Genomic DNA, 21,906 nt, shown 5'->3' with positions numbered 1-21,906 from the left:
TAATTAATACGCTAAAAAAATAAGAAGCGTTTTCATCATACATGACGAAAACGCTTCTTAAACTTATGCATTCAAAATATAACTATTAATTCAAATTTAAACTTATCGAATGATTCTTCAATGCTTTCACCGTCGCCATTATGTTGGTGCTTTGACAAATAACCGAAATCACAGCTACTCCATCAGCTCCTGCCGCGCGAACTTCGGGAGCATCCCCCGTCGTAATCCCACCAATTGCTACAATTGGATATGATGGATATGCCTCTCTTGCTTGCGTTAAAAACGTAACACCTGCCGCATTTTTCGCATCTAGCTTAGAAGTCGTTTCGAAAATCGGTCCTATGCCAACATAATCGGCACCACCCGTTACGGCAGCATCCATTTCTTCCATTGAATGAACAGATACACCGATACATTTCCCAGGGAATAATGTCCGAATTTGCGCTAAGTCCGTATCATCCTGCCCTATATGGACGCCATCCGCATTCATTTCCAGCGCCAATTCGACATGGTCATTAACGATAAATGGCACATTATATTGTCGACATAATTTTTGGCAGCTTTTGGCGAATTGTTCGAGCGCTAGTCCCGTTAATGCGCCTTCACCTTTTTCGCGTAGCTGAAACATTGTAATGCCTGCTTGTAATGCTTTCTCTAAAATAACAAGAGGGTCTCCAGTGCAATTGATTGTCCCCATAATAAAATACACATCTAATTCATGTCGTTTCAACAAGCTGTACCTCACTTTTCGCTGATACTTGCTTATAGGCAAAATGATTGGTCGGTCCGTTTCCATTACCTATATTTAATGAATTTTCAATGGCAGCCTGAATAAATCGTTTCGCCTCTATAATTGCATCCCGCACAGCATAGCCTTTCCCTAAAAAAGCAGTTACTGCCGCAGAAAACGTACAACCAGTACCATGTGTATGCCGTGTTTGAATTCGCTCACTGCTCAATGAAAAGGTTGAGTCATCTTGGAGAAATACCGTATCTACTGCATCCTCACCTTCTAAATGACCACCTTTCATCACTACGCATTGCACACCGAGCTGTAAAATTTCCTCGGCTGCCCCTTGTATATCCGCTGGCGTCGAAATCATCCTACCTGTAAGGACTTCTGCCTCTGGAATATTAGGTGTCAACACAGTTGCTAACGGAATTAGTTTCGTCTTAAGTGCTTCTACCGCTTCCTGCTGTAATAAACTCGCACCGCCCTTTGCAATCATCACTGGATCAACGACGAGCTGTACGTCCATTTGCTGTAAAACTTCTGCAACCGAATCAATAATATCTGCGGAAAATAACATCCCCGTTTTTAGCGCAGTTACAGATAAATCTGCAAATACAGCCTCCATTTGAGCTTGGATAAAATCAGGCGTCGCTGGAAAAATACTCGACACACCTAATGTGTTTTGAGCAGTTAAAGCCGTAATAACCGTCGTTCCGTATACACCGAGCTCTTGAAACGTTTTCAAATCCGCTTGTATACCTGCTCCGCCACTACTATCGGAACCTGCAATCGTCATCACAATATTCATAGTTGCTCCCTCAATGCGGATTTTTCAAGGCCATTTAAAACATTCACTTGTATCGAACCCATATACTGCGCTTCACTACTGGCCTCTGCCGCTATTTGTTTATATTGCTGTAAAACTTGCTGTAAATTTGTTATTTGATCCCCTTCAACACTTAATGCCGCACTACAAATAGCACTTAGTAAACAACCAGACCCTGTAATTTGCGTGATTCGTGCATCGCCGCCATTAATTTGCTCTACTACATGACCATCCGTCACAACATCCGTTTCTCCTGTGGCAATAACAGTTGTATTCCACTTTTTTGCTACTTGCATCGCAACTGCAACCGTATCCATGGTCCCTTCTCCACTGTCGACACCTTTTGACTCCCACTGAACCCCCGCGATTGCTGCCAGTTCACCTACATTACAGCGGATTGCATCAAAACGGATTTGCTCAAGCAATTGCTGAACAATCTTTTTTCGGAATACTGTAGCTCCACCCCCTACTGGATCAAGTACAATCGGAATATTTAACTCATTCGCCTTTTTCCCAGCAATCAACATCGCTTCAAACGTCCATGTATTGATAGTCCCGATATTAATTAACAGGGTATCTGCCATTGCGACCATTTCCGCCACTTCATCCTTATCATCTGCCATGACAGGTGAAGCGCCAATTGCCAACAAGCCATTCGCTGTAAAATTGGCGACCACATAATTCGTTATACAGTGAACGAGCGGTTTTTTCAGGTGAATTTTATGCATAGTCATATTGCGCGACCTCATTTTCCCAATTTTCTAACGTCCAAGGCATTTCCCAAAATTTCCATTCGTAATAACAGCTTTTCACAAAATGTGCTTTAAAAATAGCTATTTTTTCAGGCTGTTCTTTTACATAGCGGTCCATTAACGCTTTTTGGAAGTCAATTGTCGCTTTAAAATCATCCGCGCTATACATCGCAATCCAATCTTCATATAACTTCACACCTGGTTTGGCATCTTTATATTTCTCACCAATTTCCTGATATAACCAAGGACATGGAAACATCGCTGCAAACGCCTCTGCAACATCTCCATTATGTGCAGCATTATACATATGACTCACATAATTATACGCAGCAGGTGCAGGCTCAAATGCTTCTAACTCCTCTTCAGATACAGCTAGTTCAGCAAAGACTGTCCGGTGCAACTCCAGCTCTCCTTCGTGAATAAAGCGCGCCATATCTAAATAATATGCAATGTCATCACTCTGCTCCGCCTTTGAAGCCGCAATTGCTAGTACTTTTGTGTAATGCTTTAAATAATACGCGTCTTGCATCATATAATATTTGAATTTTTCAATTGGAAGCGTCCCATCCACAAGCCCTTTCACAAATGGATGCTCAAAACTCCCTTCCCAATATAAATCTGTTTCTTTTCTTACCTCATCACAAAATGTCATCATTCTTCCTCCTTGTGGTAGGCATAAGAACAAAAAAACGCTTCCATATGCGTATAGCAAAGAAGCGTCTTACTCATTGCTCCCTACGCCAGTATTAACTGAACAGGTTCTAAGGGTCAGGTTTTAACCTTCTCAACGCATAGAGCGTCCCCCCGCTAAAATCAATTACGCCTCGGCGTAATTGCGTCCAGATTTTTTCGAGTTCGCTCGAAAAACACCCTAAAAAAATCTGTGACATCCGCCGGGGGCTTAACTTGATTCAGTTGGGGTTTGAAACCCTTCTGAATCAAGTTAAATATTTACTTGGAAAAACAAAAAGCTCCCCATAAAGGAGAGCTCATGTACAAAAAAATGCGAAATAGACGAATCGCTATGTACTTTGCTCCCTACGCCAGTGTTAACTGAACAGGTTCCAAGAGTCAGGTTTTAACCTTCTCAACGCATAGAGCGTCCCCCCGCAAATATTTTAATTACTTTTATGCTATCATTGTTTCCATTGAATTGCCAATAGTATTTTTATTCCGTCTTTTAGGGAACAGAAGGATCACTAAAAAAACAGGGAATTATTCCATCGTATAACTCAAATTTAATAACACATCCTTAATTTAGAAAGGTGGAGAGAATAGAACGTGTTAAAAAACTTTTATGCAGATTTGCATATCCACATTGGGCGCACAATGAATGGACGCGCAGTAAAAATTACGGGTAGTAAAACATTAACTTTAGCGAATATTTTACAAACAGCTAGTTCGCAAAAGGGGCTTGAATTAATCGGGATTATTGACTGTCATTCACCAGGGGTACTGGAAGAAATGGAGCACTTAATGGCGGAAGGTTCACTTGTACCACTCGCTGAAGGGGGACTGCGATATGAAAATACAACACTCATTTTAGGTTCTGAAATTGAAATTTATGATATGAATTGCCACGGACCAATACATGTTCTCGCTTTTTTCCCGACAATTACGCTCATGAAGGACTTTTCTAATTGGATGCGTGAACATGTTACGAATATAAATTTGAGCTCGCAGCGTATTTATTGTGACGCGAAAACATTGCAACATAAAGTCGTTGAACTCGGCGGCTTGTTCATCCCAGCCCATGTATTTACACCTTTTAAAAGCTTATATGGAAAAGGTGTGCTGCGGAGCTTAACGGAAGTATTTGATCCGACGATGATTGATGCAATTGAACTTGGCCTTAGCTCCGATACCGAGATGGTAAGCAAAATACAGGAGCTTGAACAGTATACATTTGTTACCAACTCCGATGCTCACTCTCTAGGCAAAATGGCGCGGGAATATCAAACATTGCTTTTAGCGGATGCGAATTTTGTAGAGCTGAAAAAAGCACTACACAATATAGATGGTCGAACTGTAGGCGCAAATTATGGGTTACATCCGCTTCTTGGAAAGTATCACCAAACGGTATGCGCCAAGTGTGGTTGTCATGTGCAGGAAGAGACTGAGCAATGTCCTGAATGTGGCAGTAAACAAATTATTAAAGGTGTGGCGACGCGCATTCAGGAACTTTCTTCTGAAAATCATATAACAGAGCGAAAAAGGCCACCCTACATCCATCAAGTACCATTAGATTTCATTCCAGGTATTGGTCCAAAAGTGATGCAAAAATTACTTGCTGCATTTGGTACCGAGATGGATATTATACACCGCACAACCGTTCAGCAATTAGCGACCGTTGTCCCACAAAAAATTGCCGAAAGAATTGATTTAGCGAGAACGGGTCAACTACAATTCGCAGTCGGTGGTGGCGGCGTTTATGGGAAGGTTCAATTCGAATGACTGAATTGAACCTTTTCTTTTTTCACATGGATTAATTCTTTTTCAGCATCTCCACATAATCCTTTGATGTTCTTAATTCTATAGTGAGCGAGCCCTTTCTATAAATCGCTTTTACAATAAAAGGCACCCCACTTATATTTTGAAAACGATAATCTAGTGTGCCATAGGAGACCGTTGCATCTCTTTCTTTCGGTACATAGCCTACATCTAATGAATGATGATGTCTTTCTAACGTGGCAATATGCACTTGATCAACCGCGTTAAAAAGCGTGGACGATGTTTGGCAAATTCCTCCGCCAATCCCCATTACAAGCTTTTTATTAATAATTTCAGGCGCTGGTTGGTAGCCATTTTCTACATCTCTAGGTCCAACATTCAAATTAAAAGAAAAGAAATCACCACTACCGACAATGAGATTGTGAATCGCCTTTGCTGAAAGCTCGATATTTTTATTTCTCCCAGCATTAGAAGTTTTAAAATAAGTTGTATACGAGGCAATGACTACATCGTCCAGGCTTTCGATGTTGGCAGCACTATAATTGCTTTCCGTTATATACAAAGGCAATGTAACCGTCGCACTTTTATCAGATGTAGCTAATATTTTTTCCACTAATTCACTTTCTTTTAATATAACTAGAGGACTCCCCTTAATAATCTTGCCATCTTCCCCTAGTTTATCAAGCACCATTTTCTGATCATAGCCTACTACAGTTGCCGATCCTCTGGCTAATTCTTTTGCGATCTGTTCGATTTCTTTTACGTAGGCTGTGAAATCCTTTTCGTAACCGAGATCTGTCGGCACAATTGTTTTAATTACTGTAGTCGTATTTGGATCAATTAATTTAATTTCAACGGGCTGTGTAATCACTGTTTCGTTATTACCCTTTTCTTCTATGACAGCATTTTCATATTGGGCTACTTGCTGGACTTCCTCAACTTTCCGCTCCTCTTTCTCAGAAAAGTCTAAACAACTTGCTAACACAACAGAACTCAGAATAATCAGTGGTATAAAGTTTTTTTTCATTCAATTTACCTCTAGCCATCATATTTTAATAATGGATATTTTCAATCACTTTGGCATTGTATGCAAATGTAAATACGCATGTGCGTCTCTGTTTTTTACTTATGATTATTATGGACTTAATGAATGATTTTAATAAAAAAGTTATATAACTTCATTTTGTATGGGGATAAATAGAAATTTATTTAATGGTTCTCTTCATTTTGTAAAGTATAAGCAAAAAAAGAGAGTAGCCGCGTTTTACGCTTCTACTCTAAAGGGGGAAATGAGAATGTTGCTGTGTTCATTATTAATATTCCCTACTATTTATTTTATAAACATTTATTTTAATTATTTTGGTTATTTATTTTTAATTTGATTGTCTAAAATAATTAGGTGTATTTTCACGTTGTTGTTGCTCTTCAAATGCATTAATTAGACGGTCGACTTGTTTACTTAAATTAATTGTTTCTAAACTTTGCAGCCCATTTTCCATGCCAGACTTTATCATTAACTGCCGCTTAGCTTCGAGTGCTATTAATATTGCGTCGTCCAACTTCTTACCTCCAATCTGATTAATTACTCTATACAATTATACTTAATTTTCACTGCTCATTCAAAAAAATCATATTCCAATTTTCGACATTATTTTATGCTCTTGGCTCTTTCAAAAATGTATAAATCACGTCGCCACCTTGTTTAGCTTCCCCACGAAAATACTTAAACTGTTCGTCCTTTATAAGTTGTTCACGAAATTGTAAATAATTCTCCTTATTTATATGAATTCTTTCAACTTCTCCACTGCGGAGTTGATCCAACATCTTCTTTACATCTTCCATCCAAAATGACCTCACTTTATTTTGTTCATTTATTTGTACCCATCACACCAATATAACAAACAATATAATAAAAAATAAAATAAAATTCTTACTAAATTATGAAAATATTCAAAAAAGGCTTTACGAAAGTAACTTTTTATTGCAAACTGTTAATTATTAGTCGATGAAGGAGCTGACTGCTAATGAGAATTGCAGAAGTTGGAAATATTATCGAGTTTAAAGATGGCCTCAAAGGAATAGTCGAAAAAGTAAATGAAAACTCTGTAATAGTAGATATTACAATGATGGAGAACTTCCATGACTTAGAAATGGAAGGAAAAACAGTTGTAAATCATAAACGTTATAAGATTTTAAATGCTCAAGAATAAAAATAACGATAAAAATTGCCCTTTTTAACGTCGATAAGATGCTAAAAGGGCTTTTTTTTGATACGATAAGTTTAGGAGGTCGTGTTCATAATGAAAAATCATAAACAAACTATTTTACTCCTTCTGGCTTTGTTTTTTATTTACAGTATGATGTTCTACACGTTTCATGAAAAAGCAATTTTCTGGTATTTATATACCTTTACGCTACTCGTTGGAATTGCAATTTCTTTAGTTGCAAGTAAATTTGAAGATCGACTACCGACATGGCAATATTTATTATTCGGTATTGGATATGGCACAATCATTTATGGCTTAGTGAAATTAGGCGCTCTATTATTACCATTCATAAATGCTGGTTTCTCAAATGAAATCGCTAAATTTTTGAAGGTTTATGGTCCCGAAAATATTTTTCATTACCTTATGTTGATTTTTATTATTGCAACAGGAGAAGAAATGTTTTGGCGAGGCTATGTACAGCAACAGTTAAAACGCTTTACCTCTCCTATGTGGGCCGTATTCGTTTCAACGCTCCTATTCTCGTTATCATTAGCAATTAGCGGATTTATCCCTGGTGCAATGGCAGCAATGGTTGCAGGTTTAATACTAGGTGCTCTATATGAATGGAAAAAAAGTTTACCATTAATTATCGTTTCACATGTCGTTTTCGTTTTATTATTATTTTTAGTACTACCATTAACATGAACTTAGCGGCAATTTACTCAAATTGACCATACAAACTACTAAAGGTGGAATTACGATGAAAAAAGGTATGACGATTTTAGGTTCTGTACTTTTACTATCTATGCTATTAGCAGCGTGTAATACAGACACAAAGGACGTTCCCGAAACATCGGCAACGATTCCTGATGAACAACTAGATCAAACAAATCCTGATGAAACGAACACTGACGATCAATCAACAAGTACATCAAAAGATCAACAACCAGAAGATAAAACGACAACATCACTTATTACGTATACATCCAAAGGACAAATTGTGCAGCAAGAAGCGCAAACTTCTACAAGTGAGCAATCAAACTACAGTATTCAACATCCAGCGAATTTCACGCTAGTTGCTGAAGAACCTGGTAAAGATTCACTTTATCTTAAAGAGGATGATACGTTATCGATGGGTATTGAAGTTTTAGACAAAGCGGAAGTGTCTTTTGAAGATGTAAAAACAAATGCTATGGAAACAATGGCAGCAATCGCCCCAGAAGGAAAATATGATGAGCTTGATTTAACAACCTCATTACAAGATCAAAAGGGTTTACTACAATCAGTAGGCTATGAAACAGTGCTAGAAGCGGATAAGGTACAAATCATTGTCCTAGAACATGAAAATAAATTAATCAAGCTGACAATTTATGACACAGCTGAAGCCGATTTAATGGATGCATTTTTACAAATGGGCTTAACAATACATTAAATCAATTGCGCCAAGGCATAATCGATCTACTGTAAAAAAGTATATATTAGCATTCACCTAGTCACCCTTTTATGAGAGGTGTCTTTTGCTGAATACAAATAAAAGGGATGGTTTCACACCATCCCTTTTTAATAGGATAAATCTTTAATTGATAAGCCAAGCTTTTTTAGTAGCTCTATTGCTGTTTCCTTTTCTTCACTCGACAGGACACTTAATAGATCATGTAATTTTTGTTCATGCTCTGGAAATAATTCTCCCATAAAAGCATTACCCGCATCTGTTATTTCCGCGTATGTCACACGACGATCACTCGGGCACGAAATACGGGCTAAATAACCACGTTTCTCTAATTTATCCACAACATATGTGATAGAACCACTCGCTAATAAAATCTTATTACCAATTTGTTGAAGCGGCTGACGTCCTTTATGATAAAGTAACTCCAGTACTGCGAATTCTGTAGGATTTACACCTTGTTTTTGAATAAATTGATTTGTAGACTCAGTAATTGCTTTATGAGCTCTTGAAAGTACGATAAATAGTTTTAAGGATTGTTTAATTTCATCTGATGCCATAAATAATCTTCCTCGATTTCGAATATAGTATGCTTATTATAGCTATGAAAAGAAACCTTTGTCAAAACTCCATTTTGAAATAAACCAAGCTATGAAGTTTTCTCCATTGAATCATTAAAATGATTGATTAAGCTAATATTATCGATATAGGTATTATTGGAAAGATCAAAATCAACAATAAATATAGTCCCTTTCCCCTCTTCACTTTCAACAGTAACTTGTCCTTGGTGCTCATCCACAACTGATTGTACAAGTAAAAGCCCTAAGCCTGTCCCTTTTTCTTTTGTTGTATAAAACGGATCAAAAATATTTTCAAGCATCGTTTTATCCATTCCTCGCCCCTCATCGGAAACTGATAGTTGGATACAATCTTTTGACTTATATCCAAGATACACGCGAACATAACCACCGTCTTCTACAGACTCAAGTGCATTTTTAACGAGATTAATCATCATTTGCTTAAGACGATTTTCATTTCCGTACATAATTGGTTCTCCGATATCATCGTATTCACATTCAATAATTGTATTCGATAAAATTGCTTTTGGTTGCAAAATATCGATAACTTCATGCATAATATTTTTTAAATTTACATAGGCTAAATCGAGTTTTTTAGGTTTTGAGAAGTCCAATAAATCTTTTAATAAATCGTCCATCCGCTGCAATTCAGATTCGACAATATTAAAATATTCATGATTTTGTTCATCGGAATAGACTCGAATCATCTGCAAAAATCCTTGAATCGAAGTCATAGGGTTACGTATTTCATGTGCAATTGTTGCGACATTTTGCCCTACAATCGTCAATGTTTTTTGATGCTCAACCTTTTCTAGAAGTAATATTTTCTCACTTTGATCTGTAATGGTTGTAAATAAAACACCTAACACTTCATCCACTCTACTCTCAAAATGAAGGTACTTAATTCTTCCACTCTCATCATACTTCTTTACAATAATCTTAGCCGTCTCTTTTTTTAATAATTTATCATAATAATTGAAAATTAAGTGAGATTCATAACTGCAATCTTCAAATAAACAATCATGACTTCTATTTTCAATTTGTCGGAAATCTCGATTTAATAGCTCCAGAGCAGTATGATTGGCTACTGAAATTTTGCCATTTAAACTTGTTAATAATACCCCATTCGAAATACCATTAATCAACTGTTGTAACGGAACAAAATCATTAATTTCCGTACGTTCTTTTTTCGCTGTATGACACAATGTGACTCTACCAAAAATAAGTTGCTTATCTTTAATAAGATTACCAATCATTTTTACATTTATTTCACTTTTCTCTTGATTAATAATCGTAATCGAACAACTTGCCGTTGGTTCATGTTGCAGCTTTTCAATAAAATGAGTCCATTCCAAAATTGATTCATCTGTTAATTGTAAATGGCTTGATATAGTATTTGATATTTGAAGAGCTTCCGCAGCTTTCGTATTCATGAACTCTATTTTCCTAGAACAATTTAACGCAATAATTAATTCATCTGCTTGCTGAAATAATCCCTCTAATAAATGATTAATATGAGTTTCCACGTCTTCACTAACCCCCACCATTAACAAATTTCAATTTTCAGATTATTACATAAGGTACCTTAAATTATTCCATAAAAATCCACACAATTAAATGGGTAAAATATATCATATTGTTTGCCTTTTAATGGACTGCTACAATAGAATATATGAAGAGGAGATAATAATTATGAAAATAGTTTTAAGTACGTTAAACGCCAAATATATCCATACAAATTTAGCTATTCGCTGCCTCAAAGCTAGCGCCCAGCCTGAATTTGATAGTGTTTTGGCTGAATATACCATTAAAGACCCTGCCTTTAATATCGTTTCGGATTTATTTCAAATGAAACCAGATGTCGTTGGATTTAGCTGTTACATTTGGAATATAAGGGAAACAATCGAAGTTATCCAAATGCTCAAAACTGTACTACCCGATGTTAAAATTGTGCTCGGAGGTCCTGAAGTATCCTACGATGTACATGATTGGTTAAGAAATAATAAAGAAATTGACTTTATTATTATGGGTGAAGGCGAAATGTCTTTCAAAGAATTATTACACTATTTTAACGGTGAAATTTCTTTAGAAAAAGTACCCGGAATTTGTTATTTAGAAGACAATAAAGTAAAAATCCACGCACAGCCTGCTAAAATTGACTTACGTGAACTAGCATCCCCTTTCCGCTTTGAGGAAGATGTATCGCATTTAGGTAAAAGAATTCAATACATTGAAACAAGTCGCGGCTGTCCTTTTAGCTGTCAATTTTGCTTGTCTTCAATTGAAGTTGGTGTTCGCTACTTTAACCGTGAGAAAATTAAAGAAGATATCCGCTATTTAATGGACAATGGCGCACGAACAATTAAATTCGTTGACCGTACATTTAATATTAGCCGCAGCTACGCGATGGAAATGTTCCAATTTTTAATTGATGAGCATAAGCCAGGTGTTGTGTTCCAATTTGAAATTACAGCAGATATTATGCGTCCTGAAGTCATCCAATTTTTAAATGAAAATGCACCAAGAGGGCTTTTCCGTTTTGAAATTGGTGTTCAATCAACAAATGATTTAACGAATGATTTAGTAAAACGTCGTCAAAACTTTGAAAAACTGACACGTACTGTCACGATGGTTAAAGAAGGCGGAAAAATTGATCAGCATTTAGATTTAATTGCGGGCTTACCAGAGGAAGATTACGCTTCTTTCCGTAAAACATTTAATGATGTATTTGAAATGCGTCCTGAAGAGCTACAGCTTGGTTTCTTAAAGCTATTACGCGGGACTGGCTTACGTCTTGAAGCTAAAAAATTCGGTTATACGTATGTTGATATTGCGCCGTATGAAATATTCTCAAATAACGTGTTAACATTTGATGATATTGTCCGCATTAAACATGCTGAGGATGTTTTAGAGAAATATTGGAATGCCCATCGCATGGACAATACAATCGAATATTTAGTCGCGCATGTATTTGAAACACCTTTTGATTTCTTCCAAAACTTCGGAACATATTGGGAAACGAAAGGCTGGTCACGTATCGGGCATCAGTTAGAAGATTTATTTAACCGATTAATCGAATTTTTACAAACGCTTGATCATGTTGATTTAGACATCGTCATTAGCTTAATGAAATACGATTATTTACTTGCACAACAATTCCAACCGCGCAAGTCATGGTGGAATGACCGATTAACAGAAGAGGAAATGAAAACTGTTTACACACGTATTAAAGAAAATCCAGCTGTAGTAGGTACTAACTTTGCTGAGATGTTGGTGAGTGAGCGTGACTTATTCAAGCACTCGTTAATTTTGCCATTCCATGTTGATTTAGCTACGTACACATTAGGACAGCCAACGAAAAAAACAGGCTATTTGTTCACGTACTTCCGCAATGGACAAGCACCTTATTTTTATACATTTAATTAAATTCAGCTGAAAATCCCTGCTGAATTTAATTATGCCCCAGCGGATGTCACAGATTTTTTAGAGGAGGAAGGAAGTCAACCTAAGAACGTCACATCGTGTGACAACGGCTGACTGACCCACGTCCTGTGGGCCCTCGAAAAAAATCTGGACGCAATTATGCCAAGGCATAATTGATTTAATTAAAAGGCTTCAAAATCTTGATCGATTTTGAAGCTTTTTTATTTATCCAATAATGACACGTTCCTTTGGATAATGATAATTTTTTTTATTTGATTTCCCGCCGAGCGAATATAAGAACGAAATTAATCCTACACGCCCGATGAACATTAATACCATAATGATGACTTTACCAAACGTCGATAAATCCCCTGTAATTCCTAGAGACATCCCACAAGTCCCGAATGCGGACGTAATTTCGAAAATAATTTCAGTCATTGTTGCATGCTGCTCGGTAATAAGTAATGTCATCGTCGCAGTAAGCACCATAAGTAGCGCAAAAATTAATACCGCAAAGGACCGAGAAACATCTATTAAATGAATTTCTCTTTTAAAAATTTGAATCGTTGAATGTCCTCGTGAATAGGTAATTAAAAATAGAATGACAATCGCAAAAGTCGTCGTCCTTATTCCACCGCCTACCGAACTTGGAGAAGCTCCAATAAACATTAGGACACTCATAAACAAGTCTGTTGCCTCACTGAATGTCCGCACGTCATACGTCGTTAAGCCGGCTGAACGAGTCGACACGGAATGATACATCGCAGAAAAGAGCGCCTCATGCCAAACCATCCCTTTAAACGATTGAAATGATTCTAAAATTAGGATGACAACCGTTCCAACAGCAAATAATGCAGCATATGTGACGGTCGTAATTTTTGTAAATAAGCTAAAGCGAAAAGCAGGATTCTTTTTCAATAAAAACGTTTTAACTTCAATCAATACAGGGAACCCAATCGCCCCTAAAAAGATTAAAATCATCGTCACAAATTGTACGAAATAATCAAGGTGGAATGGTTGTAAGCTCATCCCAGTAATATCAAATCCTCCATTTGTCGTAGCGGAGATGGAAGCAAAAACCCCATTAATAATCGCTTCTTCCCATGTATCAAAATAATGTTTAAAATGCACTGATAATATAATCGCACCAATCACTTCAATGAGCAGTATGAGTTTCGCAATTTGTTTAATTAATCCAACTACCCCAGAAAGATTATATTGATTATGGTCAATCATAATTAATTGGCGCTCACGCATCCCAATTTTTTTCCCGACAAGCAACCAAACAAATGTACCAATCGACATAATACCGATTGCTCCAAATTGTAAAATAAGGAGAATCATTGCCAATCCGAGGTTACTATATGTTTCTGCAACCGTTACAGTCGTTAATCCTGTTACACTAACTGCGCTAACCGCTGTAAACAAACTATCCAAATAGGAAACGTCTACTCCTTCTAAATGCACTCCTGGGATACGCAATAGTAAAAATGAAATAAAAATAGCAATGGAGTAATATGTAAGCAATATTTGGAAAGGCGTAATCTTCCCTGAAACGAGCTTTTTTAAAGGCACTCAAATCGCCTCCTTTTCAATCGAAACTTTTTCTCCTAGTATAATAAATAGTTGGAGTAAAGAAAAGAACATACCTATTAAGTATTGGATTTATGTTAAAAAATATTCCTGTTTATACATTAAAAAAACGAAAATGCTGAATGAACAACATTTTCGCCCTTTATAAAAATTTAGTTATTTTGCTTTTTTATGTTTAACCATACTAACAACATATCCGCCAATTGCTAAGCCAAGCAATACAACCCAGAAAATGACTTTCCAAGTAGTAGAGTGTGGGAAGCTTGGATCAATAATTGCTAATTTTTCGTGACCTAATGCAAGTACTGCAAGTTTAACCCCTACCCATCCAACAATTAAAAATGCCGTTGTTTCGAGTGATGGGTAATCGTTTAATAATTTTACAAACATTTGTGCAGCGAAACGCATAATGACAAGTCCGATGAAACCACCTAGGAACATGACAGCAAACGGTCCAGCATTAATGCCACCAACAGTCATATCACCAATATGTGGTAATGTAATAGCAATTGCTACTGCCGCTAACATCGAGTCAATCGCAAATGCGATATCCGCAAGTTCTACTTTTAAAACTGTCATCCAGAAGCCAGAACCCTTTTTCTCTTTACCTTCTTCTTCAGGTTCCTCTTTCTTAAAGTGATTGTCATATAAATGCTTAATCGATATGAACAGTAAGTAAGCTGCCCCTAATGCTTGAATTTCCCAATACTTCGCCAAAAATGTAATTAAGAATAGAGCAATAAAGCGGAATAGGAACGCCCCAAATAATCCGTAAAATAGTGCCTTTTTTTGCTGTTCTTTTGGTAAGTGCTTCACCATGACAGCCATTACAACTGCATTATCTGCCGCAAGTAAGCCTTCTAAAAATATAAGTACAAGTAAGACCCATGCGTATTCTAATAAAATCGCTTCCATGAGATTTGTCCCCCTTTTATTTTCATTTTACCCTTTTTCATAGGGAATTAATTTGATTTAATTGAAAAAATTATCCATTTTAGGCAAAAACAAAAGACCTCTGCCTAATTAAATAGGCAAAGGTCTTGCTAAGCACATTTATGCTATCACACCCGATGGCTCCTAACCATGTATTGACGAATGTGAAATAAGGTCATTGTAATGATAGAAAACGCTTTAACTAGATTCAGCAGAAGTCCCCTACTTTTATAAGTGGGCGGATGAATGCCGAATTGGCAACTCTATTCAGTGGGATTCAAACCACAGCTGATTCAAGTTAAGCCCCAGCGGATGTCACAGATTTTTTAAAGGAGTTATTCGAGCGAGCTCGAATAAAATCTGGACGCAATTACGCAAAGGCGTAATTGATTTCGTCATTTCTCTATCCAATTCCTATATAGCTACTCCCCTTTGACAACAAGTCAACGGATATTCAATTCAATTATATTGTTAGTTTAACGATAAAGCCCAAAAAAATCAACCAAATTCTATCATTAGTCCATTTTTACATAATAACTTTGGAGATGTTTGTTTTCTTCATAAAATTTTATGAGTGTTGGTAACGTTTGCATCACATCACAACAAGCGATTTCAGACGAAGCAATTAATTGGTCAAAATCTTTCGTATCAAATTTTCCTTCATAATCTAAATAATCAACCGTTTGTGGTTTTACATGCATGAGCTTGCGAATATTCGATTGTTCCAACATTGCTTTGGCGATCCCTAAAGGTAATGGGCAAAATGGTTTTTTACCCGTCATTTCCTTCACAATTTCTTGATATATTTGTGCTGCGGTATATGGTTGACTTCCTGTAATATGAAGCGTCTCTCCTACTGCTTCTGGCAACAGACATAAGCGTACACTCGTCTTTGCAACATAATCAATGGAAACCATCTGAAGTAATGTATGTTTGCTCCCTAATTGAGGTATGACCAATTTACTTTTGAAATATTCTACTGCATTTAATAAAAAATAAATCCCATCAAACTTTTGCGTTACTCCCGTTTGAGAATGTCCATAAATAATACTTGGACGGATAATTGTAATGGGGAGCTCCAACTTTAAATCATCTACTAATAATTCAGCCTCAAATTTTGTTTCCTCATAATAATTATGAAACGCTGCTGGGCGAATGAGCTCCATCTCCAAAATCGTCCCTTTACGTTTGCCTGCAATATAAGACGAGCTAAAATACATGTAGCGTTCCAAATTTTCCAAACAGCAGGCAAACTCATTCACATTGGCCGTGCCATGAACATTAACCTTCCAACCAACTTCGCGCGTGACTGCTAAATCTGTATTCGCAGCTAAATGCCAAACAACGGTAATTTTCGGGATAATAATAGCCAATTCTTCATTTGCTAAACCTAAATTAGGTAGCGTAATATCCCCTTCAAAAAGGACGATTTTACAGCCTTCATACTGCCTCTCAATAAATGCGCCTTTCGTTTTTGCCTTTGCTAACTCAGATGATAAAACGACTGCATAAACTTGCTTTGTAATCCCCTCTTTAAAAAGTTGCTGAATTAATTCTGTTGCAACGAAGCCAGGAAAACCTGTAAAAAAGTGAATTCCCATTTCTTTTCCCCCTGTTTTGAACAAACAGTTCATGTCTCTTTTTCAATTAGGCTATATATAATAGGTACAATAATTAACGTTAAAATGGTCGAGCTTAGTAAACCTCCGATCACAACAATCGCCATCGGTTCGTTCATCTCCGTCCCTTCCCCAATTCCTAGAGCTAGTGGAATTAAACCAAGTATTGTCGTAAGTGCCGTCATCAAAATAGGGCGTATCCGATCCTGTGTCCCTTCAATTATTGCTTCCTCGAGTGCCATGCCTTGCTGACGTTTTTGATTAATATAATCGACTAAAACAATACCATTATTCACAACAATACCAACCAATATTAAAATGCCGATAATTGCCGTAACACCAAGTAAAGTATTCGTTATGAATAGCGCACCCGCTACTCCAATTACCATAAGCGGCACACTAAATATCATGACAAACGGAAGCTTAAAGGACTCGAACTGTGCTGCCATAACGATATACACAAGAATAACTGCTAATATAATCGCTAATATCATATCCTGCTTCGCGCTATCAAATAATTCACGGTCTCCACCATGGACAATTTTCGTCGCACTCGGTACTTCTACGCGAGCGATGGCATCATCCACTTTTTTCGAAATCCCGCTTAACGATTCGGATGATTGATACTTTACAAAAAAGGCTACTGCCGCTGCTTGATCAGAGCGTCTGATGGCCGTTTGCGCTTGCTTCTTTTGAATATTTGCTAACTGCTGCAATTCCACAAAGACCCCGGCATTTGTTCGAATCTTCATTTTTTTCAATGCCTCGACATTTTCATTAAAAGCACGACCAAATCCGGTATAAACCGCTAAAACTTCCCCATCATCAGCAATCATTTGCGTTGTGAACATTCCTCGTGTCATATTATTAACTGTTTGTGCAATTTGTGCTGGCAGAATACCGTATTGCTGTGCCGCATCTCGATTTATTTCGATTTGAATTTCTTCTTTTGTCGCATCTAAATCGGTCATGACTTCTGTGACCGTAGCAATTTTCTCGATTTCCTGTTGAATCGCGTGTACCGTTTCTGTTAACCGATTTTCATCCGTATCAGTCGCACGAAACGTTAATGTATGCGGCGTCGAACCAGATGAAGAAGCTAATGAATACGATACTTCCGCGCGTTCGCCAATTTGCTTTTCAACCTTTTCTTCCAGTTGTTCGACAAATTCAAAAATCGATTGGTCGCGCTCTGCTAATGGCACTAATTTAATTGAAATTTCACTCTCATTTACGCTCGTTGTCCCCCGTGAAATCGATTGCTGGTTCCCTCCAATTAAACTAACGAAAACATCGACTACCTTTTCTTCGCGCAGAAGTGTTTCAATTTCCGACACGATTGCTTCACTTGATTGCATCGACGCGCTTTTTGGCAATTTTACCGATACTGTGACGAAACCTTCATCTGTTGCAGGGATAAATTCCGTCCCTGTTTTGTATAATGAAAAGCCTGAAGCCCCTAATAAAATAACCGTTACCGACATCACAATGAGGCGATGTTGTAACGCCCATTGCAGTGTTTTGGCAAATTGTCGATAAAAGGCGGATTGCTTCCGTTTTTCTACTAAGTTCCCTGATTTCACTGTTAATAATCGACTCGCAAACATTGGAACAACCGTTAATGCAACGACTAACGATGCAAATAAACTAAATGAAATCGTTAGGGCAAATTCAGTGAAAATCTTACCAATGAGTCCACTAATAAAAATGACTGGAACGAATACAGCCACCGTTGTTAATGTGGAGGCAATAATTGCTAATGCAACCTCCTTTGTTCCTTTAGAAGCAGCGTCCTTTGGCGATTGCCCTAACTCGATATGACGTTCAATATTTTCGATGACGACAATCGCATTATCGACCAACATCCCAATACCGAGCGCTAATGCACCGAGCGTCATAATGTTCAATGAAAAATCAGCAAAATACATTAAAACAAATGTCACGATAACTGCATACGGGATGGCTACGCCTATAATGAGTGGGCTCCGAATACCGCGCAAAAAGAAAAATAAGACAAGCATCGCAAAAATCCCACCAAAAATGAGCGAGGTGCCAATATTATTAATTGCGAGGCGCACATAGTTGCCTTGGTCGAACAAAATTGTTGCTTCTACTCCTTCATATTGTGGTTGTTCTAATAATGTTGCTAATTCTTGTTGAAAAACCTTCGACACACTCGCCGTATTTGCCCCCGATTCCTGTAAAACAGACATCAAAACAGCTGGATGGTCATTTGCTCGTGTAATTGTATTCGTTTTTTGTTCTTTTCGCTCGACTATTGCAACATCACTTACTTTCAAGGCATCCCCTGTCAAAGGATTGACTGAAATAATTAAATCTGCAATTTGTTGTGGCGAAGTAAAGGAGCTTATGACACGTGTTGTCAGTAATTGGCCTTCATTCGTCGAAATTTCTGCTCCTGGCATCGAAATATTACTCGCTTGAATGATTTGGATTAAATCTGCTTGCGTTAAACGATTTGCTTCAAGTTTACTTGGATCTGCTTCTACTTGAATTTCCTCCACAAGCTTCCCAGATACGGAAACACTTGCAACCCCTTCTGTACGCTTCAATTCTTGTTCTAACAATTCCGCAATTTCTCTTACATCCACCTGTTCATTTTTAGCGGAAAGTGCAAGCTGTATAATTGGAAACTGAGCAGGATCAAACTTTAAAAAACTCGGTTTTCCCGCATCTTTCGGCAATGTTACCATATCGATGCGCTGTAAAATATCCGTTTGTGCCTTGTCCATATTGGTCGACCAATTGAACTCTAATATAATGAGATTGGAGCTTTCTAATGATGTAGACTGAACTTTTTTTATACCTGGTAACGTCGCTAAAACAGCTTCTAAAGGCTTTGTAACCTTTTCATTTACCTCGGTCGGACTTGCCCCAGGATAATTCGTTACAACGACGCCAATCGGTGGATTCAAGTCGGGTATTAATGTTACTGGAATTTTAAAAAACGATACCGCGCCAAGCAATATGACGAATATCATCGAAACAACTGTAAATACAGGTCTTTTTATCGAAAAGTCACTAATTTTCATGAATGAATAACTCCCTCTATTCTTGCTTATCTTCTCTATTATTCGAGTTTTGTTATATATTTCCCTTTTTTGTCGAACAATAACTCCTATTTATTTGTAGGATTGTGTCATATTAATGATTGTTGGCTTGGATTTTTAAATTATTCAGGAGTTTTAATTGAGGTAGAGCTTTTTATATGGATTCTGAAAAAGAGTGAGACGGCGAGGGGTGATAATTTGTAAATAAATATTTGTTAACGATAAACGCATTATTTTTATTATGTAAACTACAAGGAGGTGGCGTAAATAGATCAACTTCCCAAAATTATATATAAGCAACGACTTCCAGAGATATTTAAAACTATCGGTCAAGGGAATTATCTTATGTAATCACATGTCAATTTTCCATAGAGGACCATTTGGATAATGCCCTACAATAATTAGATACAACTGATTGGATTACTTAACTGTGTATTAAAATATAATAAAAAAGCTCTGTAAATTACATTAATCATAATTTATAGAACTTTTAACATTAGGAATTACTTTGAAATTAGGACAGACGTTGGGCAATTTCATTTGCGATTTTCATGCCATGGAAACGTCCATCTTCAATGTAGACACGATTTGTAATTCAGCCTGTTACAGCGCTGGTAAGAAAAACGTCCTTCACATTTGATTCAATATGTCTCTGGATCAAAGTAAGGCTCTGGTGAAGAGAGGTCGGTTTCAATTCCAATGCTTTGAAGCAGTTAATTATTAGGTTGATAGCCGATGAGAAAAAATACATAATCATTTTGAAGTGAAACGATTCCTTCAGAAGATTTTATGCGAATGGTTGATTCATTAATAGAAGCTATACTAGAATTAGGATAGAAATCAATATTCCCTTTTTTAGGAAGTTACGCGTATCTAATAACAAGGTTAGTTCGATACCTCCCTAAACTTTGCAGATAATAATAGCAAAAGTATGTGACAAGCTTAAATGTATTGCAAGATTAGAATTTTGTGTTAGTTGAAATTATAGTCTAATCTTAACCTCAGTACCGTCTTTCGCTTTAACATCTACTAACACGATTCCCTTATGATTTTTTAGTTCTTTGACGATAGGCTTCAGCATTTTTTTATCTAGTAGTGGAAAGGTAAAATCTATTTTTTTCTTTCGAAGTGCTCTTTTGTCCATTTATTTAATTTTTTCTGCAAAAACTTTGAAGTTGCAATTGAAATCGTAATGTTTAAAATTGCATATGGAACAGGAATGATAAATCGAATGCCTTTCGCTTTCACTTTTACACGTATCATAAGCAAATCACTATTCAATAATGACCGAAACGATATCCCCGTTTGCCGATTTAATATCAACAATTTGGCCATCTAATTCGTTTTCAATCGCTTCAATAATCAAGTTAATGTCTATATCTTTCACGTATTTTTCCGATTGAGGGATGCTAGCTGCGATACTGTGCCCAGCTAGTAGTACAACCTTGACAAGTTTTATAGGCACATTCACTTTGACGTTATCGTTTTCAGTTGATTCAACACGGATTTTTAAAGTTTTATCTAAATATTTTGTTGATTTTTCAACACCATTATTACTTGTTCCTACTTTCTCTTGTAACACTTGAATCAGTTCTGCTCCCTGATCTGCATCAATTTTACCTTCTTGAACCATTGTTAATACTCTTGCAATTTCCTCTTGCATGGTAAATTCCTCCCTATTTTTCTTATCAATTACGCCTCGGCGCAATTGCGTCCAGATTTTTTCGAGCGCGCTCGAAAAACTCCCCTTAAAAATCTGTGACATCCGCCGGGGGCTTAGGCCAACATGATGTTGGTCACAAAGGCGTTGTCACAGGGCGTGACGGGTTTAGCCTTTGTTCCCCAATTCAGCTGGGGGTTGAACCCCCACTGAATCAAGTTAAGAGTTTGATTGCTTCTTCTGGTGTGATTTCGCCATTTTCCAACATATTCACTACCTTTTTCTCGTCTACTTCATTTTTCTTCTTCTGTACATATCCAAGGTATGAAATGATGTCTGTTAGCTTGCCACGAACTGTTGGATATGAAATCCCCAATTCCTTTTCAACTTCTTTAATATTCCCTCGACAAGTTAAAAATACTTCTACAAAATGAAGTTGATCCTTCGATAAGGATGCTAACTTCGATAATTCAAATTCGTTTTCAATTGTAGTGTGACAATGAGAGCACTGTAACTTTGTAATTTTCAATGTTTTACTGCAAACGGGACAATCTGTGATTACTTGATAAGCCACAATGACACCCCTTTCTTTTAGTTAATTTGATTATAATAA

Annotated in this window: 20 protein-coding genes, 1 pseudogene and 2 riboswitches; of the genes and pseudogenes, 5 read left to right on the top strand and 16 right to left on the bottom strand. The window is 37.0% G+C overall.

Translation table 11 applies throughout. The features are described from left to right. Positions 1 to 85 precede the first annotated feature (85 nt). From thiE to tenA, 4 genes are read right to left on the bottom strand one after another with little or no spacing between them, the layout of a single operon-like run. Complete coding sequence (gene thiE, locus MHI10_RS03845; RefSeq protein WP_340783107.1) at positions 86 to 730, bottom strand: thiamine phosphate synthase; 645 nt, start codon at positions 728 to 730, stop codon at positions 86 to 88. After that, complete coding sequence (thiD, locus tag MHI10_RS03840) at positions 717 to 1,541, bottom strand: bifunctional hydroxymethylpyrimidine kinase/phosphomethylpyrimidine kinase (RefSeq protein WP_340783105.1); 825 nt, start codon at positions 1,539 to 1,541, stop codon at positions 717 to 719. Before thiD ends, thiE begins: the two co-directional genes overlap by 14 nt. Then, positions 1,538 to 2,293, bottom strand: a complete 756-nt coding sequence (gene thiM / locus MHI10_RS03835) for a hydroxyethylthiazole kinase (protein ID WP_340783103.1) — start codon at positions 2,291 to 2,293, stop codon at positions 1,538 to 1,540. Before thiM ends, thiD begins: the two co-directional genes overlap by 4 nt. Then, on the bottom strand, positions 2,280 to 2,963 hold the full coding sequence (gene tenA, locus MHI10_RS03830) for a thiaminase II (protein ID WP_340783100.1): 684 nt from the start codon (positions 2,961 to 2,963) through the stop codon (positions 2,280 to 2,282). The genes thiM and tenA overlap by 14 nt, the downstream gene beginning before the upstream one ends. Before the next feature lie 63 nt (positions 2,964 to 3,026). Next, positions 3,027 to 3,127: riboswitch (TPP riboswitch) on the bottom strand. A 202-nt stretch (positions 3,128 to 3,329) separates the two neighbouring features. Next, positions 3,330 to 3,430: riboswitch (TPP riboswitch) on the bottom strand. 210 nt (positions 3,431 to 3,640) lie between these two features. On the opposite strand from tenA, the gene MHI10_RS03825 reads away from it, so the two are divergent. After that, entirely contained in the window at positions 3,641 to 4,765 is a 1,125-nt protein-coding gene (locus MHI10_RS03825) for an endonuclease Q family protein (protein ID WP_340789130.1), read from the top strand. 31 nt (positions 4,766 to 4,796) lie between these two features. Here MHI10_RS03825 and MHI10_RS03820 read toward each other — a convergent pair whose 3' ends face one another. From MHI10_RS03820 to MHI10_RS03810, 3 genes are all read right to left on the bottom strand, one after another. Then, positions 4,797 to 5,789 (bottom strand): VanW family protein, encoded by a 993-nt coding sequence (locus tag MHI10_RS03820; protein ID WP_340783099.1) that lies wholly within the window; start codon positions 5,787 to 5,789, stop codon positions 4,797 to 4,799. Between the two features lie 346 nt (positions 5,790 to 6,135). Then, complete coding sequence (locus MHI10_RS03815; protein ID WP_340783097.1) at positions 6,136 to 6,321, bottom strand: aspartyl-phosphate phosphatase Spo0E family protein; 186 nt, start codon at positions 6,319 to 6,321, stop codon at positions 6,136 to 6,138. Positions 6,322 to 6,415: 94 nt separating this feature from the next. Continuing rightward, a complete protein-coding gene (locus tag MHI10_RS03810; RefSeq protein ID WP_340783095.1) occupies positions 6,416 to 6,604 on the bottom strand; it encodes a hypothetical protein in 189 nt (62 codons plus the stop codon). A 182-nt stretch (positions 6,605 to 6,786) separates the two neighbouring features. Between MHI10_RS03810 and MHI10_RS03805 the strand changes: the two genes are divergently transcribed. The 3 genes from MHI10_RS03805 to MHI10_RS03795 all read left to right on the top strand — a co-directional run bounded on the left by MHI10_RS03805 (position 6,787) and on the right by MHI10_RS03795 (position 8,401). Beyond that, positions 6,787 to 6,972, top strand: a complete 186-nt coding sequence (locus tag MHI10_RS03805; RefSeq protein WP_340783093.1) for a YkvS family protein — start codon at positions 6,787 to 6,789, stop codon at positions 6,970 to 6,972. Positions 6,973 to 7,062: 90 nt separating this feature from the next. Then, positions 7,063 to 7,674 carry a CPBP family intramembrane glutamic endopeptidase gene (locus MHI10_RS03800; protein ID WP_340783091.1) on the top strand — a complete coding sequence of 204 codons (612 nt, stop codon included), beginning with the start codon at positions 7,063 to 7,065 and terminating at the stop codon, positions 7,672 to 7,674. A gap of 55 nt (positions 7,675 to 7,729) precedes the next feature. After that, on the top strand, positions 7,730 to 8,401 hold the full coding sequence (locus MHI10_RS03795; protein WP_340783089.1) for a chemotaxis protein: 672 nt from the start codon (positions 7,730 to 7,732) through the stop codon (positions 8,399 to 8,401). Between the two features lie 128 nt (positions 8,402 to 8,529). Here MHI10_RS03795 and MHI10_RS03790 read toward each other — a convergent pair whose 3' ends face one another. Further along, positions 8,530 to 8,976, bottom strand: a complete 447-nt coding sequence (locus MHI10_RS03790; protein ID WP_340783087.1) for a MarR family winged helix-turn-helix transcriptional regulator — start codon at positions 8,974 to 8,976, stop codon at positions 8,530 to 8,532. Positions 8,977 to 9,065: 89 nt separating this feature from the next. Continuing rightward, entirely contained in the window at positions 9,066 to 10,520 is a 1,455-nt protein-coding gene (locus MHI10_RS03785; RefSeq protein WP_340783085.1) for an ATP-binding protein, read from the bottom strand. 166 nt (positions 10,521 to 10,686) lie between these two features. Here MHI10_RS03785 and MHI10_RS03780 point away from each other — a divergent pair, with 166 nt between their 5' ends. Further along, positions 10,687 to 12,420 carry a B12-binding domain-containing radical SAM protein gene (locus tag MHI10_RS03780; protein WP_340783083.1) on the top strand — a complete coding sequence of 578 codons (1,734 nt, stop codon included), beginning with the start codon at positions 10,687 to 10,689 and terminating at the stop codon, positions 12,418 to 12,420. Between the two features lie 222 nt (positions 12,421 to 12,642). Here the strand turns inward: MHI10_RS03780 and MHI10_RS03775 are convergent, their stop codons facing one another. The 7 genes and pseudogenes from MHI10_RS03775 to MHI10_RS03745 form a co-directional block, all read right to left on the bottom strand. Further along, positions 12,643 to 13,992 (bottom strand): TrkH family potassium uptake protein, encoded by a 1,350-nt coding sequence (locus MHI10_RS03775; protein WP_340783081.1) that lies wholly within the window; start codon positions 13,990 to 13,992, stop codon positions 12,643 to 12,645. 174 nt (positions 13,993 to 14,166) lie between these two features. Further along, entirely contained in the window at positions 14,167 to 14,925 is a 759-nt protein-coding gene (locus MHI10_RS03770; protein WP_340783080.1) for a TerC family protein, read from the bottom strand. Positions 14,926 to 15,458: 533 nt separating this feature from the next. Then, on the bottom strand, positions 15,459 to 16,544 hold the full coding sequence (locus MHI10_RS03765; protein WP_340783078.1) for an SDR family oxidoreductase: 1,086 nt from the start codon (positions 16,542 to 16,544) through the stop codon (positions 15,459 to 15,461). Positions 16,545 to 16,573: 29 nt separating this feature from the next. Then, complete coding sequence (locus MHI10_RS03760) at positions 16,574 to 19,615, bottom strand: efflux RND transporter permease subunit (RefSeq protein WP_340783075.1); 3,042 nt, start codon at positions 19,613 to 19,615, stop codon at positions 16,574 to 16,576. 1,000 nt (positions 19,616 to 20,615) lie between these two features. Beyond that, positions 20,616 to 20,896: pseudogene (locus MHI10_RS03755) on the bottom strand (hypothetical protein). Between the two features lie 10 nt (positions 20,897 to 20,906). Further along, positions 20,907 to 21,296: an SHOCT-like domain-containing protein gene (locus MHI10_RS03750; RefSeq protein WP_340783074.1), complete on the bottom strand. Its 390-nt coding sequence runs from the start codon at positions 21,294 to 21,296 to the stop codon at positions 20,907 to 20,909. Positions 21,297 to 21,507: 211 nt separating this feature from the next. Then, the gene (locus MHI10_RS03745; protein ID WP_340783073.1) at positions 21,508 to 21,867 is read right to left on the bottom strand and encodes a DUF2089 domain-containing protein; all 360 of its coding nucleotides are present in this window, start codon (positions 21,865 to 21,867) and stop codon (positions 21,508 to 21,510) included. Positions 21,868 to 21,906 lie beyond the last annotated feature (39 nt).

The organism is Solibacillus sp. FSL K6-1523, from assembly GCF_038005225.1.
Taxonomy (GTDB): Bacteria; Bacillota; Bacilli; order Bacillales_A; family Planococcaceae; genus Solibacillus.
Note: the sequence above shows the minus strand (reverse complement) of the source record. Positions and strands in the feature narration are given on the sequence as shown.

Coding starts and splice junctions, on each gene's coding strand:
- MHI10_RS03770 (WP_340783080.1), bottom strand. CDS start 14,925: ATGGAAGCGATTTTATTAGAATACGCATGGGTCTTACTTGTACTTATA.
- MHI10_RS03825 (WP_340789130.1), top strand. CDS start 3,641: ATGAATGGACGCGCAGTAAAAATTACGGGTAGTAAAACATTAACTTTA.
- thiM (WP_340783103.1), bottom strand. CDS start 2,293: ATGACTATGCATAAAATTCACCTGAAAAAACCGCTCGTTCACTGTATA.
- MHI10_RS03805 (WP_340783093.1), top strand. CDS start 6,787: ATGAGAATTGCAGAAGTTGGAAATATTATCGAGTTTAAAGATGGCCTC.
- MHI10_RS03800 (WP_340783091.1), top strand. CDS start 7,063: ATGAAAAATCATAAACAAACTATTTTACTCCTTCTGGCTTTGTTTTTT.
- thiD (WP_340783105.1), bottom strand. CDS start 1,541: ATGAATATTGTGATGACGATTGCAGGTTCCGATAGTAGTGGCGGAGCA.
- MHI10_RS03760 (WP_340783075.1), bottom strand. CDS start 19,615: ATGAAAATTAGTGACTTTTCGATAAAAAGACCTGTATTTACAGTTGTT.
- MHI10_RS03750 (WP_340783074.1), bottom strand. CDS start 21,296: ATGCAAGAGGAAATTGCAAGAGTATTAACAATGGTTCAAGAAGGTAAA.
- MHI10_RS03795 (WP_340783089.1), top strand. CDS start 7,730: ATGAAAAAAGGTATGACGATTTTAGGTTCTGTACTTTTACTATCTATG.
- MHI10_RS03810 (WP_340783095.1), bottom strand. CDS start 6,604: ATGGAAGATGTAAAGAAGATGTTGGATCAACTCCGCAGTGGAGAAGTT.
- MHI10_RS03765 (WP_340783078.1), bottom strand. CDS start 16,544: ATGGGAATTCACTTTTTTACAGGTTTTCCTGGCTTCGTTGCAACAGAA.
- MHI10_RS03820 (WP_340783099.1), bottom strand. CDS start 5,789: ATGAAAAAAAACTTTATACCACTGATTATTCTGAGTTCTGTTGTGTTA.
- MHI10_RS03780 (WP_340783083.1), top strand. CDS start 10,687: ATGAAAATAGTTTTAAGTACGTTAAACGCCAAATATATCCATACAAAT.
- tenA (WP_340783100.1), bottom strand. CDS start 2,963: ATGACATTTTGTGATGAGGTAAGAAAAGAAACAGATTTATATTGGGAA.
- MHI10_RS03790 (WP_340783087.1), bottom strand. CDS start 8,976: ATGGCATCAGATGAAATTAAACAATCCTTAAAACTATTTATCGTACTT.